This window comes from Anatilimnocola aquadivae (assembly GCF_049819085.1).
GTDB lineage: Bacteria > Planctomycetota > Planctomycetia > Pirellulales > Pirellulaceae > Anatilimnocola.
Genome location: NZ_CP187419.1, coordinates 4,191,500 through 4,207,788, shown reverse-complemented (window position 1 = coordinate 4,207,788; position 16,289 = coordinate 4,191,500). Strand labels below are relative to the sequence as shown.

17 protein-coding genes are annotated in these 16,289 nt (G+C 57.4%); 2 read left to right on the top strand and 15 right to left on the bottom strand.

The window, feature by feature from the left end; all coding sequences use genetic code 11:
- Nucleotides 1-2 precede the first annotated feature (2 nt).
- A complete protein-coding gene (locus NA78x_RS16690; protein WP_425613505.1) occupies nt 3-3,233 on the bottom strand; it encodes an efflux RND transporter permease subunit in 3,231 nt (1,076 codons plus the stop codon).
- A gap of 2 nt (nt 3,234-3,235) precedes the next feature.
- The gene (locus NA78x_RS16685) at nt 3,236-4,510 is read right to left on the bottom strand and encodes an efflux RND transporter periplasmic adaptor subunit (RefSeq protein WP_425613504.1); all 1,275 of its coding nucleotides are present in this window, start codon (nt 4,508-4,510) and stop codon (nt 3,236-3,238) included.
- 193 nt (nt 4,511-4,703) lie between these two features.
- Here NA78x_RS16685 and NA78x_RS16680 point away from each other — a divergent pair, with 193 nt between their 5' ends.
- On the top strand, nt 4,704-5,333 hold the full coding sequence (locus NA78x_RS16680; protein ID WP_425613503.1) for a TetR/AcrR family transcriptional regulator: 630 nt from the start codon (nt 4,704-4,706) through the stop codon (nt 5,331-5,333).
- A 3-nt stretch (nt 5,334-5,336) separates the two neighbouring features.
- Here the strand turns inward: NA78x_RS16680 and NA78x_RS16675 are convergent, their stop codons facing one another.
- The 6 genes from NA78x_RS16675 to NA78x_RS16650 all read right to left on the bottom strand — a co-directional run bounded on the left by NA78x_RS16675 (nt 5,337) and on the right by NA78x_RS16650 (nt 9,534).
- Nucleotides 5,337-5,741, bottom strand: coding sequence for a VOC family protein (locus NA78x_RS16675; RefSeq protein ID WP_425613502.1), 405 nt, complete (start codon nt 5,739-5,741; stop codon nt 5,337-5,339).
- 54 nt (nt 5,742-5,795) lie between these two features.
- Entirely contained in the window at nt 5,796-6,683 is an 888-nt protein-coding gene (locus tag NA78x_RS16670) for a GyrI-like domain-containing protein (protein ID WP_425613501.1), read from the bottom strand.
- A gap of 122 nt (nt 6,684-6,805) precedes the next feature.
- Nucleotides 6,806-7,186 (bottom strand): YciI family protein, encoded by a 381-nt coding sequence (locus NA78x_RS16665; RefSeq protein ID WP_425613500.1) that lies wholly within the window; start codon nt 7,184-7,186, stop codon nt 6,806-6,808.
- A 44-nt stretch (nt 7,187-7,230) separates the two neighbouring features.
- Entirely contained in the window at nt 7,231-7,719 is a 489-nt protein-coding gene (locus NA78x_RS16660; RefSeq protein WP_425613499.1) for a DUF1579 domain-containing protein, read from the bottom strand.
- A gap of 101 nt (nt 7,720-7,820) precedes the next feature.
- Entirely contained in the window at nt 7,821-8,192 is a 372-nt protein-coding gene (locus tag NA78x_RS16655; RefSeq protein WP_425613498.1) for a YciI family protein, read from the bottom strand.
- Between the two features lie 91 nt (nt 8,193-8,283).
- The gene (locus NA78x_RS16650) at nt 8,284-9,534 is read right to left on the bottom strand and encodes an RNA polymerase sigma factor (protein ID WP_425613497.1); all 1,251 of its coding nucleotides are present in this window, start codon (nt 9,532-9,534) and stop codon (nt 8,284-8,286) included.
- 202 nt (nt 9,535-9,736) lie between these two features.
- Here NA78x_RS16650 and NA78x_RS16645 point away from each other — a divergent pair, with 202 nt between their 5' ends.
- Entirely contained in the window at nt 9,737-11,131 is a 1,395-nt protein-coding gene (locus NA78x_RS16645) for a glycerate kinase type-2 family protein (protein ID WP_425613496.1), read from the top strand.
- Between the two features lie 602 nt (nt 11,132-11,733).
- On the opposite strand, the gene NA78x_RS16640 is transcribed toward NA78x_RS16645, so the two are convergent.
- The 7 genes from NA78x_RS16640 to NA78x_RS16610 all read right to left on the bottom strand — a co-directional run bounded on the left by NA78x_RS16640 (nt 11,734) and on the right by NA78x_RS16610 (nt 16,225).
- Nucleotides 11,734-12,264 carry a hypothetical protein gene (locus NA78x_RS16640; protein WP_425613495.1) on the bottom strand — a complete coding sequence of 177 codons (531 nt, stop codon included), beginning with the start codon at nt 12,262-12,264 and terminating at the stop codon, nt 11,734-11,736.
- Between the two features lie 138 nt (nt 12,265-12,402).
- Nucleotides 12,403-12,753 carry a hypothetical protein gene (locus NA78x_RS16635; RefSeq protein WP_425613494.1) on the bottom strand — a complete coding sequence of 117 codons (351 nt, stop codon included), beginning with the start codon at nt 12,751-12,753 and terminating at the stop codon, nt 12,403-12,405.
- 162 nt (nt 12,754-12,915) lie between these two features.
- Nucleotides 12,916-13,716 (bottom strand): MBL fold metallo-hydrolase, encoded by an 801-nt coding sequence (locus NA78x_RS16630; RefSeq protein WP_425613493.1) that lies wholly within the window; start codon nt 13,714-13,716, stop codon nt 12,916-12,918.
- A gap of 8 nt (nt 13,717-13,724) precedes the next feature.
- Complete coding sequence (locus NA78x_RS16625) at nt 13,725-14,594, bottom strand: ThuA domain-containing protein (protein ID WP_425613492.1); 870 nt, start codon at nt 14,592-14,594, stop codon at nt 13,725-13,727.
- Nucleotides 14,595-14,687: 93 nt separating this feature from the next.
- Nucleotides 14,688-15,035, bottom strand: coding sequence for a hypothetical protein (locus NA78x_RS16620; RefSeq protein WP_425613491.1), 348 nt, complete (start codon nt 15,033-15,035; stop codon nt 14,688-14,690).
- Nucleotides 15,035-15,427 carry a Dabb family protein gene (locus tag NA78x_RS16615; protein WP_425613490.1) on the bottom strand — a complete coding sequence of 131 codons (393 nt, stop codon included), beginning with the start codon at nt 15,425-15,427 and terminating at the stop codon, nt 15,035-15,037. Before NA78x_RS16615 ends, NA78x_RS16620 begins: the two co-directional genes overlap by 1 nt.
- Before the next feature lie 57 nt (nt 15,428-15,484).
- Nucleotides 15,485-16,225, bottom strand: a complete 741-nt coding sequence (locus NA78x_RS16610; protein WP_425613489.1) for an MBL fold metallo-hydrolase — start codon at nt 16,223-16,225, stop codon at nt 15,485-15,487.
- Nucleotides 16,226-16,289: the final 64 nt, after the last annotated feature.

Genomic DNA, 16,289 nt, shown 5'->3' with positions numbered 1-16,289 from the left:
CTCTATGCGTGCTCACTGGGCTTCGGCTCAGCGACAACCGCAGATACCGCGCCCGCATTTGCAACTGCTGGTGCCCCTGCGACTGCGACAGAATGTCCCGAGTGCGAGTGGTGCGCATCGAATTTCAACGGCTTCCACCATTCGTTCACGTGTTGAAAGACGAGGAAGAACACAGGCACAAAGAACACAGCGAGAATCGTCGACGCCAGCATGCCGCCGAACACTGCGGTCCCCAATGCTTGTTGACCCGCTGCACCTGCACCATCGGCAATCACCAACGGTACGACGCCCAGGATGAACGCGAACGAGGTCATCAAAATCGGACGGAAGCGCAGACGAGCCGCTTCGACCGATGCTTCGAAAATCGATTTGCCTTCATTGCGCAGGTCGCGAGCATACTCGACAATCAGAATCGCGTTTTTACTCGCCAGCGCGATGATGAGCACGATGCCGATCTGCGTGAAGATGTTGTTGTCGAAGCCGCGCAGTGAGACGGCGGCGATGGCCCCCAACACACCTAGCGGTACGACCAGAATCACGGCCAGTGGCGTAATCCAGCTTTCGTACTGCGCGGCAAGCACGAGATACACCAGCAACACGGCGAAGGCAAAAATGTAGATCGATTCGCCGCCGACCTTCTTCTCTTGGAAAGACATTCCAGTCCACTCGTAACCCATCGATTGCGGCAAGCGATCGCGAGCCATTTGCTCCATCAGTTCGAGGGCCTGGCCGGAACTGACCATGGCAGCAGGCGAACCGCTGATCTGTGCCGACGGATACAGATTGTAGCGCGTGAGGATCTGCGGACCAAACGAGCGTTTCACATCAACTACGGAACCAAGCGGAATCATTTGGCCTGCGCGGTTGCGCACTTCGAGTCGCTCAATATCGCGAGGCTCGACGCGAAACTTCTGTTCCGCTTGAACGCGAACCTGAAAGGTACGACCAAAGCGATTGAAGTCGTTCACGTAGGCAGAGCCGAGATAAGCCTGCAACGTGGAGAATACGTTCGTCAATGGAATATCAAGTGTCTTGACTTTGACGCGATCAACATTGATGTACAACTGCGGCACACCGGCGCGGAACATCGAGTTGAGCGTTTGCGGGTCGAGTGCTGCCTGGGTACGCCCCGCCTCGAGCATCGATTGCACAGCAAAATGAAGCTCGTCGGCACCTACGTCTGCGCGATCTTCGATTTGCATCGCAAAGCCAGCCCGTTGCCCCAGGCCGGGAATGGCTGGGGGTGGAAACGCTAAGATGGTCGCTTCTTTAATGTGAGCAGTCTGCTGGTAGAAGGTTCCCAGAATACCGGCCTGACTCAGGTTCGGTGCTTTCCGTTCGTCCCAGCCTTTGAAGACGACGAAGATGGTCGCGGCGTTCGACGCCGTGCTGCTATCCAGCAGAGACATACCGCCGATCGCAAACCAATCGGAAACACCATCCATCTTGGCCAAGATGTCATTCACCTCGTCCACGACTTCAGCAGTTCGATGCTGTGAGGCCGCGTCCGGCAATTGAATGGCGCAGATGAAATAGCCCTGATCTTCGATTGGTAGGAAGCCGGTTGGCACGCGGTTGTACCACCAAGCAGTCATCACAATCAGGCCCGCAAACACGAGCATTACGAGCCAACTGACTCGGAGCATGCGGCTGACGATTGCCGTGTAGGCACCTTCCACACGATCGTAGACCCAGTTGAAGCCGCGATAGAAAAAGTTCTTCTTCTCGGGCGGCTTGCGAAGCCACACGGCACATTGCGCGGGCTTGAGCGTAACCGCGTTGATGGCACTAATGAGTGCCGTCGCGGCGATGGTGAGCGCGAATTGGCGATATAACTGACCGGTCACACCGCCGAGAAATGCGGTGGGAATGAACACGGCCAGCAACACGAGTGTGATGCCGATGATCGGCCCCAGCACCTGATCCATGGCCTTGATAGTTGCTTCACGAGGGGTGAGTCCGCGTTCCACTCCGTGGGCAGCTGCTTCGACAATCACGATCGCATCATCGACCACGATGCCGATCGCGAGCACCAGACCGAAGAGCGTGAGCATGTTCACCGAGAAGCCAAGGGCTGCCATCGCAGCAAAGGCACCGATGAGCGTAACGGGCACGGTGGTCGCAGGAATGAGTACCGCGCGCCAGTCTTGCAAGAAGACCAGGATGACGATTAGCACCAGTACGCCGGCTTCGATCAGAGTTTTGTAGACTTCGTGAATCGAAGCTTCGACGAATTTCGTCGTGTCGAACGGAAAGTCGTATTTCAAGCCTTCCGGAAAGGTTTTTGACATTCGCTCGACTGCATGGCGGACGCCTTCTGACACCGTAAGCGCGTTGGCACCCGGCAATTGAAACACGCCCAAGCTGGCACTCGGCTGGCCATTCTTCAGCGAGAACTGATCGTATGTTTGCGCGCCAAGTTCGATCTTGGCAACGTCTTTGAGCCTGAGGATACGTCCTTGCCCTTCGGACTTGATGACAATATCGCCGAACTGCTCGGCACTACTTAGCCGGCCCATCGCAGTGACGATGTACTGGAAATTTAATTCGCTGGGGCTGGGTGGCTGACCGATTTGGCCTGCAGCGACCTGCACATTTTGTTCTTGAATGGCCGCGATCACATCCTGCGTGGTCATGTTACGGGCTTTGATCTTTTCGGGATCCAGCCAGACTCGCATGCTGTAATTGCTGCCGCCGAAGATCACAACGTCACCCACGCCGGGAATACGGCTGATTTCGTCGCGCAAACGGAGGTTGCAAAAGTTCGAGAGGAAAATGCTGTCGTAGCGGTTTCCTTCCGACGTAAGCGCACAAACCAGAATGAAGTTCGTGGACTGCTTCTTTACCGTCACGCCCTGGCGGCGAACTTCTTCGGGCAATTGCGGTTCAGAAATCGAGACGCGGTTCTGCACCAGCACCTGGGCTTCGTCCAGATCGGTGCCAATTTCGAAGGTGACGGTGAGGGTGTAGGTACCGTCGCTGGAGCAGGTCGACGACATGTAGAGCATGCCTTCGACACCATTCACCTGCTGCTCGATCGGCGAGGCAACCGTATCGGAAACCACCTGCGCATTCGCGCCCGGATAGACACCCGTCACCAAGACGGTTGGCGGTGTGATGCCCGGGTATTGTTCGATGGGCAGACGAAGCAGCGCGACCGCCCCCACCAGCATCGTGACGACCGCGATGACGTTCGCGAAGATCGGGCGATCGATAAAGAATTTGGAAAACACCGTTACTCACCTGCCTTCGCTGTGCTCGAAACGGGAGTCGGTTCCACCGTGGCTGCCGTTGATTGCTCGCGTGACGCCTGGACCAATTCGGGATCGACCCCCGGCAAGACCTTTTCTTCTTCGGCAATTACTTCCGAGGTAGGACGCACGCGTTGCAGGCCATTCACAATCACTCGCTCGTCAGGTTTCAAGCCACTCGCCACCACGCGTAAACCGGAACGGCTTGAGCCCAGCACGACGCGGCGATCTTCGACGATATTCTTGTCATTGACGATCAGTACGTACTCACCGCGCTGATCGACGCCAACCGAACGCTCGGGAACGAGCAACCGCGGCTTCTCGTGGCCGTAGGGGACGCGAATACGAACAAAGCTGCCTGGAATCAGTTGTTGGTCTGCATTGAGGAAGATCGCGCGGCGCTGCTGGGTGCCGGTTCCGGGGTCGATGCCGAGTTGGGTGTAATCGAGCCGGCCTTCGTGTGGATAGCCGACCTCGTTGGGCAAGCCAAGAAACACTGGTGCCCGAGAGTCTTTGTTCAAGTCATCGATAGTGGCGGGTTGCTCCTCGACAGAAGGTGCGGCCACATTTTGTCGAGGAAGAATCGCCACATCGCTTTCGCTGATGTTGAAGTAGGCATGAATCGGATGGTACTTCTCGATGACCGTGAGAATGGTGCTTTGCGCTTCGACCAAGTTGCCTTGGTCGACCATGTGGCGACCAATCCGCCCACTCAGCGGTGCCTTGATCTTTGTATAGCCAAGATTGAGGCCAGCTTGCTCGACTGTGGCAGCCGCGGCGGCAAGATCAGCCTGGGCGGTAGAGACACCGGCCTTCTTCACATCGAGTTCTTGAACGGCGAGAGCGCCGCGATCGACCAGTGGTTCAGTACGTTTCAGTTCTGCGTCGGCAAGGGCGAGGGCGGCTCGAGCTTTCAGTTCACCGGCCTTGGCCGAATCGAGGGCAGCAATGAACGGTGCTTCTTCAATTTCAAATAGAAGCTGGCCCTCTTCGACGGTCTGTCCATCACGGAAATGAATCTTGTGGAGGTAACCATTCACTCGCGCACGAATCTGCACGGAGTCGGTTGCTTGCAAGTTGCCGGTGTATTCCAGTTCGTCAGCCAGCTTCACCATAAGCGGCTTCGCCACGCTCACCTTCGGCGGAGGTGGAGGCTGATAGGCCGCCTCGGGAGCACACCCGGTGGCAAGTAGTCCGAAGGCAACGAGACCAAGGGTAACCTTACCGGCAACTGGCAAGACGAGCCTGGATTTTATCATAAACCCAACAATTTTAATGACTTACGGACAAGTACGAGCTTTGTGAGGTAGTCTAGCTTAGTTTGGACGGACGAGTCCGTCCAGTTTAGGTGGCGAAAATGCGCCTTCCCGTGCATTACCGCTGCGAAATGCCTACCCTTACACCAAATCCATGGATTCAGGACCGGATTTCTCATTCCAAAGGAGCCCCACGGTGGCTGTGGGTTCACTTGAAAGCCGCGATCCCCTCGACGAGAGGGGTTCCGCACGACTATCGGACCGCGATCGTGAGATCCTGCTCGCAGCGACCAAGTTGTTCGCCCGCGAAGGGTACGCGCAGACGGACGTGCAAGCGATTGCCGATGCGGTGGGCATTGGCAAAGGGACCGTGTATCGAGCGTTTGGAAACAAGGAGTGCCTATTCATTGCTGCTGCGCGTCTAGCTCGTATGCGGGTGCTGGAGGAAGTGGATACCGCTGCTGCCCAAGCAACCGAACCGCTCGATCATTGGCGACGCGGGATGCGGGCGTTCTTGTACTTCTTCGATGAGAATCCGGACGTGGTGGAATTGCTGATCGAGGAACGCGCCGTCTCCCGCGGTCAACGAGTGGCAACCTTCTTCGACACTCGCGGAAAAGGGAGCGAACGCTGGCGGCAGGTGTTTCGGCAGTTGATTGACTCCGGGGTGATTCGCGATTTGCCGGTCGAACAAGTGGAGCAGGCAATCTCGCGTTATCTGTTTGGTACCCTGTTCGTGCACTACTTTGTCGGTCGTCCCGAACCGCTGGCTCCGCAGTTCGAGAGCATGTTCGATATCCTGTTTGCCGGATTGGCAAAGCAGTGATCGTTACGACGGAATGGCACTCGGGTCCATCCACACGTACTCCCAGATGTGACCATCAAGGTCTTGGATGCTGCGCGAGTACATAAAGCCGAGGTCCATCGGATCCTTGCTGTTGCTGCCGCCACCGGCAATCGCCTTGTCGGCGATCTTGTCGACGGCTTCGCGACTATCACACGAAAGGGCGACAAGCACTTCCGTTGCCTTGGTGCTGTCGCATATCTCCTTCGGCGTGAACTCTTTGAACTTCGCGTGAGTGAGCAGCATCGCGAAGATGTCTTCACCGATGATCATGCACGAAGCTGTTTCGTCGGTGAACTGAGGATTGAACGAATAGCCGAGCCCTTCGAAAAACTTGATCGAGCGGGGCAAGTCTTTGACGGGAAGGTTAACGAAGATCTTGGTAGCCATTGGATGGTTCCTGCGAAGTGTGAGATTGGAGGGAATCAACTCTCGTCTATTTGCCTACGCTTCCAGCGGAATCCAGATTTCCATCCCTTTGCCATCGGGACAAAAGTCGGCGGTGTAGCGTTCGACGCATGGCGATTGGGCGATCTTGAGTCCGCTATCAGGTGCCCACTGATCCCAGATGGTATCGATCGTCTGCGGCAGCTTCTTCACGCTTTGGGTATGACTGAACACGGCATAGCGGCGAGCAGGAAGGCTCACTTTGGTGAAGTCGCTGGGCAGCTCCGCATTCGACTGCACTTGCACGCCCGTTAAGTAATCGAACGAGCTGTTGTTCTTCACATTCCAGCTCACACCGTACGACGCTGTGCCAACTTTACCGGGAGTCGTGCCGATGTGCGGACCGAAGGCCTCCCACTGGCCGGGAATCTCGGAGCGATTTTCCATCGTGTAGTTGCGATTGAGGCCGGCGATCAGCAATGCTTCGGCATCGACAAACTGCGGCGCATTCAGCCCCAGCACCACCGCCCGCTGGGCGGCTTCCTGCTCTCGCAACGCTGGCGAAAATGCTTCGCCGAAGTCGTCGGCTTCGTAGATGGGGCGAATGTCAATGTCCGAATCTTCTAGCATCGGGTTTGGGCACTTTTTGACCCACTCGATTGCTTCTTCCATCGACTTTACCCGCCACAGCCAGAAGCCGGCGACGATTTCCTTCGTTTCCGTAAATGGGCCATCGGTCACGGTCCGATTCTTACCCGAGAAATGCACGCGAACGGCCTTCGATGTTGGTTGCAAGCCTTCGCCACCACCGAGCATGATGCCCGCCTTTACCAGTTCCTCGTTGTACGCACTCATCTCGGCCATCAACTGACTGAACTGAGGTTCGGGTGGAAACTCGCCCGCTTCGGAACTCTTGGTGGCTTTGACGAAGACGACGACTTTCATGGCAAATCTCCCGACAGAAGGTTACTGAATGGCAATGGGCCGCCGTACAGCGATCACTGGCCAATCGTTGGCAAGCGAGGCAGCAACAGCTTGAGTTTTGGCAAACGAGAATCTGGTGGTGGCTATCTGGCGTTGGCCAGTTGCTCGTTAGGAATTGGCAGCGTGTTGAGTTCGAAGACTGGGCGAATCTCAACCGTTCCCTTGCGCGCACCGGGAATGCGACCGGCGATGGCAATCGCTTCGTCGAGGTTGTTGGCATCGATGACGAAGTAGCCGCCGAGTTGCTCGGTCGTTTCCGCGAACGGACCATCGGTCACCAGGCGGCGTCCTTCGCGCACTCGCACGCTCGTGGCCAGCGATACGGAGTGAAGTGGCGAAGCGGCCAAAAACTGCCCGCGCGCGTTCAACTCGTGACACAGACCGGCCGACTCCGCCATGCAGGCGGACCGCTCTTCTTCGGTCCAGTCGCCTTCGTCGCTATAGATCAGCAGCATGTACTTCATCGAACATTCCTCACTGAATTATGTCGAAACGGTTTGTGATTGCTCTACTTCTTCCGATAGTAGTGCATGGTCATGAAGGGTTTCCACTGGCCATTCTCATCACGCGTATGCGAGGTCAGTGTGCGGTGGTCGTCGGTGATCATTTCGATGACGTCGAGATATTGGTCGAACTCGGGCTTGCCCGAGAAACTGGGCCCTTCGCTGGCGAGTTCCAGCTTTTTGCCACTGGCGTCGAGCGTACCTTCGTAGGGCCAGAAGTAGGTCATTACCGAGGCGACGAACGAACCCACGAACTTCTTTTTCAGGGGATCAAAACCCAGCGTTAGAATCGAATGATTGCGGTCGCCGCTACCAGGCACTTCACCGTCACCACGGCAAATCACCCAGAGTTTGCCTAGCGAGGTCACCGAATCGGTACCGGTAACTTTTTCCACAGGCTGATCGGGAGCCGTCTGGCAATCCGCTTCGCAGGTCCACTCGCCCACAAGTTTCTGCAGCCAGTGATGTTCGGCGGTCGGTTCAGGAACTTGCATCTTCAGTTCTCGGCGATGGTTTGAGTTGGCGGTTTGTTAGTTGTCGAGCAGCGGCCATTCAATTCGACAAGCTCGTTCAAAACAGGGTCGGAAACACCGGGTTAGAAACCCAGCGCTGCGCGAGTCTGATCGTCGACGGCGACGGGACGAACTTCGACGCAGCCATAACGAGCACCCGGAATGCGGGCAGCAATTTGAATCGCTTCGTTCAGATCCTTCGCTTCCACCACATAGTAGCCACCAACCTGTTCCTTCGTTTCGAGGAACGGCCCGTCGGTCACTTGCGCCTTGCCGCCTCGCACGCGCACGGTGGTGGCATCGGCGGGTGTCTTCAGCCGATTGCAACTCACCAACTGCCCGCTGCGGCGAAGCTGCTCGGTGAATTCACGATATTCTTCGTACTGGCTGGCCGCTTCCTCGGCGGTGAAATGTTCCATCATTTGATCGGCGGCAATCATCAGCATGTATTGCATGGTGGCCTCGTTGGAGGGGGTAATTTGTCGTGTACAGTCTTAGTCGAGCAGGACTCGCGGCAATCGACAGGCTGGCGTGCTTTTTCTGGCCTTACGCCAATTCTGCCAGCCGTTTTTCCAGAAAGCGACGTTCGGGATCCTGCCGGGCGAGTTGCAACGCCTGCTGATAGGCGGCTCGTGCCTCGTCGGACCGCCCCATCCGCCGGCAAAGGTCGGCCCGGGCGGCATGCGCCAGGTGATAATCGGTCAACTCTTGGCGAGCGAGCAAGTCATCAATCAGTGACAAACCGGCCGGTGGTCCATCGCGCATAGCCACTGCGACGGCCCGGTTCAATTCAACGACCGGCGATGGGTTCACCCGCAGCAGCACGTCGTAAAGGCTGACAATTTGATTCCACTCGGTCAGTGCGGCGCTGGGAGCGTCGGCATGGACGGCGACAATCGCGGCTTGAATCGTGAATGGACCGAAGCGGCGAGTCGCCAGGGCTTGCTGGACGAACGCCTTCCCTTCTTCAATCTGCGTGCGGTTCCAGAGCGACCGATCTTGATCCTCAAGCAAGACAATCTCGCCGCTCGGCGAACTGCGCGCTTGGCGGCGAGATTCATGCAGCAACATCAGTGCGAGCAGACCGACGGCTTCTGGCTCGGGAAGTAGCTCGACCAGCAAACGTCCCAGGCGAATGGCTTCGCCAGAAAGATCGGGGCGCGTAAGCTCCGTGCCGGAAGAGGCCGAATAGCCTTCATTAAATACGAGGTAGACCACCTGCAGCACCGATTCCAAACGCTCGGGCAAATCTTCACGGCCCGGAACCTGGTAAGGAATCTTCGCGTCGCGAATCTTGGCTTTGGCTCGCACAATCCGCTGGGCGAGCGTCGCTGGAGCGGTCAGAAACGCACTAGCGATGGCTTCGGTCGTAAGTCCGCAGACTTCACGCAAGGTGAGTGCCACTTGCGTGCTCGGAGCAATGGCCGGGTGACAGCAGGTAAAAATCAGCCGCAGTCGGTCGTCAGCAATTTCTTCGCCCGCTTTGGCGGCATTCGAACTCGCGACGTCTTCGACCCGGGCTGCCAGTTCAGTCAGCGAAGCATCAAACCGGACCCTTCGGCGCATCGCATCAATGGCTTTGAAGCGTCCGGTAGACACCAACCAGGCAACCGGATTCGCTGGTACGCCGTCGGCTGCCCATTGCTCAACCGCGACGGCGAACGCCTCGTGCATCGCTTCTTCGGCCCGGTCGAAGTCGTTGAGCAGGCGGACCAGCGTGGCATACACGCGGCGCGAATCATTGCGATAGATCTCGTCGACCACCGCACGCGTTTTGGCAATGATCTCGTCGGGCATCACTCGGCACTCACGCAGAACGAAGGCTTGTATTTCCTCATACCATACCGCAATCCGCTGTGGAGGCTTCGCGGCGATTGCTATTACAACCGACGAATGAACTGTTGTCCACTATATAGAGGTCACATAAAATCCACCGACATGGTAAATTTGGCAATCGCTTTCCGCTGCCACGTCTGTCTGCTTTTTCACATTCCGCACTATGCCCTCTCCTCGCTCTGCCGCCCAGCTTCGCGCCGATGCTCTTGCCATTTGGAACGCGGCCGTCAATGCGGTCCGCAGCGATCAGTTGGTGCGCGACAACGTAGCCGTTGAACGGGATGAATTGCGCATCGGCGACGAGTTTCTTTCGCTGGCCTCGATTGGTCGAATTGCCGTCGTCGGCGCGGGTAAAGCCGGCGCGGGAATGGCTGCCGGTCTGTGTCAGGCGCTCGGCGAGAAGGTGGTGCAAGAAAAGCGGGTCAGCGGTTGGCTGAATATCCCCGCGGACTGCGTAACAGCCGAATCGATGAGTGCGGCGGGCCCCATTCAGCTGCACGCCGCGCGTCCTGCGGGAAGGAACGAACCAACGGCCGATGGAGTTGCCGGCGCCGAGCACATTCTGACGATTGCCGGTTCGCTCAGGCCCAATGACCTGTGCCTCTGTTTGATTTCCGGCGGTGGCTCGGCGCTGCTCCCTGCACCGGCCATTGGTGTCAGCCTGGCCGATAAGCAGGCACTCACTCGGCACCTGAGCGCTGCCGGCGCGAACATCGAAGAACTGAATACGGTGCGGAAGCAACTCAGCCGCATCAAGGGGGGCGGTCTCGCGCGGGCCTGTCGCGCGGGACGTTTGATTGCTCTCGTCATCTCCGATGTACTGGGCGATCCGCTGCAAATCATTGCTTCGGGACCGACCGTAGAAGATCGCTCGACACCGTCAGAGGCCCTGGCTGTGCTGCAGAAGTTTGCTGCGGTTGAGGTTGCTCCGGCAGCGACTTCTTACTTGCAGTCACGCGTTGCTGCGGGTCCTGCGCCTCGCCCGGCGGCAAGCGTCACGAATGTGATCATTGGGAACAACGCGGTGGCCGTGGATGCAGGTGGGATCGAAGCGGAACATCGCGGCTACTCGCACGCGATGCTCGCCGCGAGAAGTCTTGAAGGTCCTGCTGAGGAAATTGGCGTGCACACGGCCAATCTCGCCGAGCAGATGCGCCACGAAGCGGGGCCCGACTGCCTGATCACCGGCGGCGAACCCACCGTGCAACTCGCCCCGGCTTCGATTCGCGGCAAAGGTGGCAGGAACCAGCAGCTGGTGCTTGCAGCGCTCTGCCAGATGCTGGAAAAAGGAGCCGACACACTCCAAGGGGCGGTGCTCCTCTCCGGTGGCACCGATGGCGAAGACGGCCCCACCGATGCCGCTGGCGCGATCATCGATTCCGAGACGCTTGCCCGGATGCGACAACTGCAACTCGACCCAGCCGACTACCTGCGCCGTAACGACGCCTACTCGTTCTTTGAGCAGGTCGGCGGCCTGCTGAAGACCGGCCCCACTCACACCAATGTTTGCGATGTCCGCGTCGCCGTCGTCGATCGAGTTCAACCACAGCCGCGGTAATTCTTGCGGGCTGCGTCAATGGTCGAGCATCGAATTTCGAGTCGTCGTAAGTCTTCCACTCCAACCGTGCCCTTGGGAAAACTTTGTTCACAAGCCGGACCGGTTTGTGAACGCGACTTGCAGTATCTCTCGGGTGCGGCGCGCCGGAGTGTTCACAAACCCTACCGGTTTGTGAACACCCACCGTTTCGATGCATTTGGACTTACGTCGATTCGCAAGGGATCGGGTCGTGAAAATGGCATCGCCATTCTTGCCGTGCGGGCCCACCAGGTTTTCAAGGAACAAGCAGTAACTGAACGAAGCTTTTGATAACCGGTTTTGATAACTTTTTTGGCCTTTTGTGCGCGATAACTGTTTGCTCGAAGGTGCAGCCGGAACTGAACTTAGAGAAAACAAATCGCAGAATCTGGCGGAATGTTGATAACCGTTTGATAACCAATTTTGTACAACTTGCGAACTATCAGTTTCCGCGCTTGGTGCGCACCGATAGCGTGCGTCGGCCACTTCGTTGCCCACGCGCCCGTTGCACTCAACGCATCGAACTGAAATCTGCTCGATGCGTGATTCTTTGTCAAACGAAAAACTTTCAGCAGCCCTAAGACCTACTCAAGATCGCCCAGGGGGAAGTCCAGAACGACTGGCGTGCTGACTTCAAAGCCGAGGTACCGGCCAAGTGTCTGCTTCAGCGTGAGCCGACTTTTCCATTGCTGGATCGCCGCTTGCAGGCGGTCGGCGGCGGGATGGCTCTCGCGAACTTCAGCCAGAATCGCTTGGCAACCTCCCACGTTGTTGGCGGCCAGCAAGGCTGTGGCATAGTTCGTTTTGAAGATCAGCGGAATGTCGTTGCGAAAGACAATGCCACCCCCCGTGAGCACGACGCTGCGGAATAGATCAACGGCCGTTTTGGGATTGTGCTGCCGCAACTGGCAGACACCCATCGCGTTAATCACCCAAGGCGAATTGAGTTTCGAGTGGGATAGGGCAGCGAGGGCGCTGCGGACATCTTCCTTGGCGAGGAACTTTTCCACGTTGCAAAGCAAGATAACCAGGTCATGCGATTTGGGAATTGGGTTGGTGCTGCTGGTGGATTTGCGTGCCGATTCGACAGTGGCGACAGAAGTGCTCTGATTCATAAAGGTCTCGATAGAGTGTTGGATTTGTGTGCGATCGTAGAAAGGCAGTGCGCACGAGCGAGGCCAACGGGCCAGAGCAAGGAAGTGCGCAGCGGTGCCACTGAGAAAAAAGCTGTTCTGAGCAGGCAAGAGGGCCCGTTAGATCAAGAGCAGCAGGCGTTCGACGCGCTGAATGCGATGGCGGCTATCGCGAGACCGATGGAACGATTCACTTTGGCTGCAGCAGCGCAGCATCGGCACCCGATTGACGTCGACGGGCACTACGCCAAAAGCAGGCACAAGCGGCACCACTCGCTGAGCAGACGGAGCATTCAAGCTCCATGTGGGCGCTTGGGTGGTAGCAACCGCGATCTCACTGGCGGTGTGTCGCTGGTCGAGATCGCGAAATCGCTCGCCGCTAGCTTCCGCAAAACCACTCGCTAGCAGCGCCAACAGCACCGCAGTCGCTACTGCGGAGACGCGCCAACGATGGAGAGATGCTGGAAACATGACGGAACTCAAAATGAGCAGACACGGACGGCTGGTAAAATATTCGCCCGTTTACTCATTCTACCGACAGAATGATTTCAAAACCGGACCAATAATGCGCCAGGTTTCGACTTTGTAATGCCCGGATGAGAAAGTGATCTGCTATCACCGCGAGGTGGGTTGTTACGTCAGCGGAATGCGCAGTCCGTCGTAACCCATCTCGATCCCGGGGGGCAATTTGGAACTCGTCTCCGCGTGTCCCAGTTCGTGGCAGATGTGCGTGAAGATGGTCCGCTTGGGGCGGATCTGCTCGGCCACGGCAATGGCCTCCTCAACACAAAAATGGGTGACGTGCGGCCGCCAGCGGAGGGCGTCGATAATCAGCACGTCCAGACCCTGTAGCTGCGCCATCGTGTCGCCGGGAATGTGATTGGTATCGGTGCAGTAGGCGATGTTGCCGATCCGAAAGCCTAGCACTTCGAACTTTGGCCCGTGCTTCATGCGCAGGGGAATGATTTCGCCGCCCAGGATCGACATTGGCTCTAAGTCGAGCGGACGAATGGAAAGCTGTGGAGCGGCTCCCTGGTGAGTGTGCTCTTCATGAAAGGCGTAGTCGAAGGCGCGGCGAATGCGGCGTTCGACCGGCGCTTCGCAGTACAGCGGAATCGCATGGCCCAGATAGAACGGAAACAATCGCAAATCGTCGAGCCCAAACAGGTGGTCGGCATGCTCGTGCGTGTAGACCACGGCGTGGACGATGCCCACGTGTTCGCGCAGCAACTGAAAGCGCAGATCGGGCCCGGTGTCGATCAGCAGGTTCCCTTCCGGCAGGCCGATGAGCGCGCTGGCTCGGGTCCGCTTATCGCGCGGGTCGGTGCTGAGGCAAACGTCGCAGCCACAGCCCAGCGAAGGAACGCCGACGCTCGTGCCAGTCCCTAAGAGGATGAACTGGCCGCGAATATCGGTGGTGAGAATCGTTTTCACGGGGAAAGTTACTTCTTGGCTGGCGTGGGCTGGGGATCGCCCGGCTTGCTTTCGAAGCTGAACTTGGCCGGCTCCGTCCGCTTAATCAGATAGTCGTCGTTCAGCTTATCGCACGACCAAAGCAGGCCGCGAGTCACGAAGTTCAAAAAGACCGGATCCTGCATTTCGCTGCTGTAGTGGCCAATGGTGGTGCCAAACACACGGCCTTTGCCGTACGTGTTTGTCCAGATGCAGACGTGATCGCTCTTCGTTTCCGGGCTATGAGCATGGGCCAGCGGCGTGCAATTCTCCCAGGTCTTGGCAATGTGATAGAGTTCGCCCTGAGGCGTCTTCCACTTTTCGCCAAAGCCTTGCATGATCGGGTTGTCCGCCTTCAGGTTGATGGCTTCAAAGGCGAAGTGGCCACCATGCTTGTGCGAGGTCACACCGATGAACTTGAACCACTCGTCGGTCTTGTCGCGATAGCAGTGCATGGCGCAGTGAATCACGATCGCGGGCTTGCCCTCGCGATGGGGCTTGAGGATTCGCTCGGTAAAGGCGGGCTCTTTGACATCGCTGAAGCACTCGTTGTGAATGACCACGTCGTAGGCATCGGCCCAGTTGTCTTTTTCGTAGATCGAAACCTTGTGGTTGGTGCTCTTGCCACCTTCTTGCACAATGGTGAACTCGGTCTTGGCGAGATGCGCGATACCTTCGCTGAGGATCAGCTTTTGCCGGTCATAGTCGTGGCAGCAGCCACCGGTGACAAGTAGCACCTTCAGCGGCTTCACTTCCGCCTTTTTCGCTTCCTGCCCCTGCGCAGTGTTGGCGAGACCCAGCAGGCCACTGGCGAGCAGCGACCAAAGACCAATCCGAACGAGGGACGAAACGCCAGGCATCGTAGCGAACTCCTGAGAGGTGAAGACAGCGACAGCCTCGCATTGTAACTGCCGCTACCCGTCGAACGGAACGAGGCAGCCTGTTTCATTCTGTTAAACCTGGGCGTCTTCTTGTTTGAGCTTGGGCCGCAGCAGCCAGTCGCGCACGCGGTCGTAAAGCCAATACTGCAGAAACAACAGCAGCAGCGGACCAATGATCAGAATCGTTTGCGCAATTCGCGGATCGTAGCTTTTGCCGTGGCGCAGAGCCGTCCACGTTTGATGCGCGATCGACACAAACAGTGTATTGCAGACCAGCAGGACCGCGGTGACCGCCAACACGCCCAACAGATGGGCGCAGCCCAATTGCAGCAGTGCGGGAACAGCCGGTCGCGAGGAGGCTTTTTGTGAGTCTTCCTCACTCGGCTGTTTAGACCACAGTTTTTTGGACCACGCAGCCATCAGGGCTTGGCCCAATAGTCGAACACAATCACCTTCTCGCGGCGATCTTTCACCACCTGCACATACGCCAGATGGGCCGGGTGCTTCAAGTATTCGTCGCGCCCCGCTTCATCACGAAACGACACGACGAAACAGTGCGTGAAGCCTTCTGACTTCCCTTCGGGACTTACATTCGTCCCCATTTCAAAATCGACGATCTCGTCGATCTTCTTGGGGAGCGCTGCGAACGTATCGACCACTTCTTGAATCTGAGCAGCCGACATTTCCGGCTTGAACTTGTACATCACGATGTGCCGCAGCACTTTGGCATCTTTCGCGGGTGGATCAGCAGCCATGACAACTGCTGCGAAGAGCGAGCAAACGGCAAGTAAGGCCAAGGAGAGACTTTTCACGACGAACACCTTCGTTCCTAGGGGCATTTTTCTAGAGGCAGTGAGGAACAATGTTTATCAAAGATTAACTTTTTGCAGGTCGTAGGCAATCGAAACGGGCAGACCGGGATCGTCGATCAAATCGAGTCCGAGGGGATCGTCGTCATTCGAGAGCGGATTGACATGCACCAGCAACAAGCGTTTCACTTCCGCCGCCTTGGCCACTGCCAACACGGGCGACAGGCAGCTATGGCCGGTCTTGATCGCCAGTTCTTCGTAACCATCGGGAAAATAGCATTCGTGAATGAGCAGATCCACTCCGCGAATGGCATCAATATAAGCGGCGTCAGGCTTGGCGGTGGTGTCGGTGACATAGGCCAGCGACCGCTCTGGCCAGTCAAGTCGATAGCCGAAGGAACCACCCGGATGTTCGAGCGGAAAGTACTGCAGGGTGCCTCCACCGCCGATTTTCACTGGCCCCGCCAGTGGATGCCACGTCAGCGGTGGCAACACGGGGAATAAGGGTTTCGCAAACAGATGATCCTGAATGGCCTGCAATTGCGCGGCATCGCCATGAACGCGCGTGGCTTGTAAACCCGATTCGTAAGCGACATCGAACAAAAACGTCAAGCCAATCACGTGATCGAGGTGGGCATGCGTGACGAACACGTCAAGTTCGGGAGTCTGCAACCAATCGCGCACCCGAAAGAAGCCGGTGCCGGCATCGAGCACCAGGCCGATTTCAGGAAACATCAGGCAAGCGGTATGACGCCGCGCGCTGGGATGATAGCCGGTGGTGCCAAGCAGGAGGAGTTGCATCCCTGGTCAGTCTAGCGAAGTAGCGGGGCAAAGCAACGCTTGGGGCTGCTGCGAGTAGTCATCT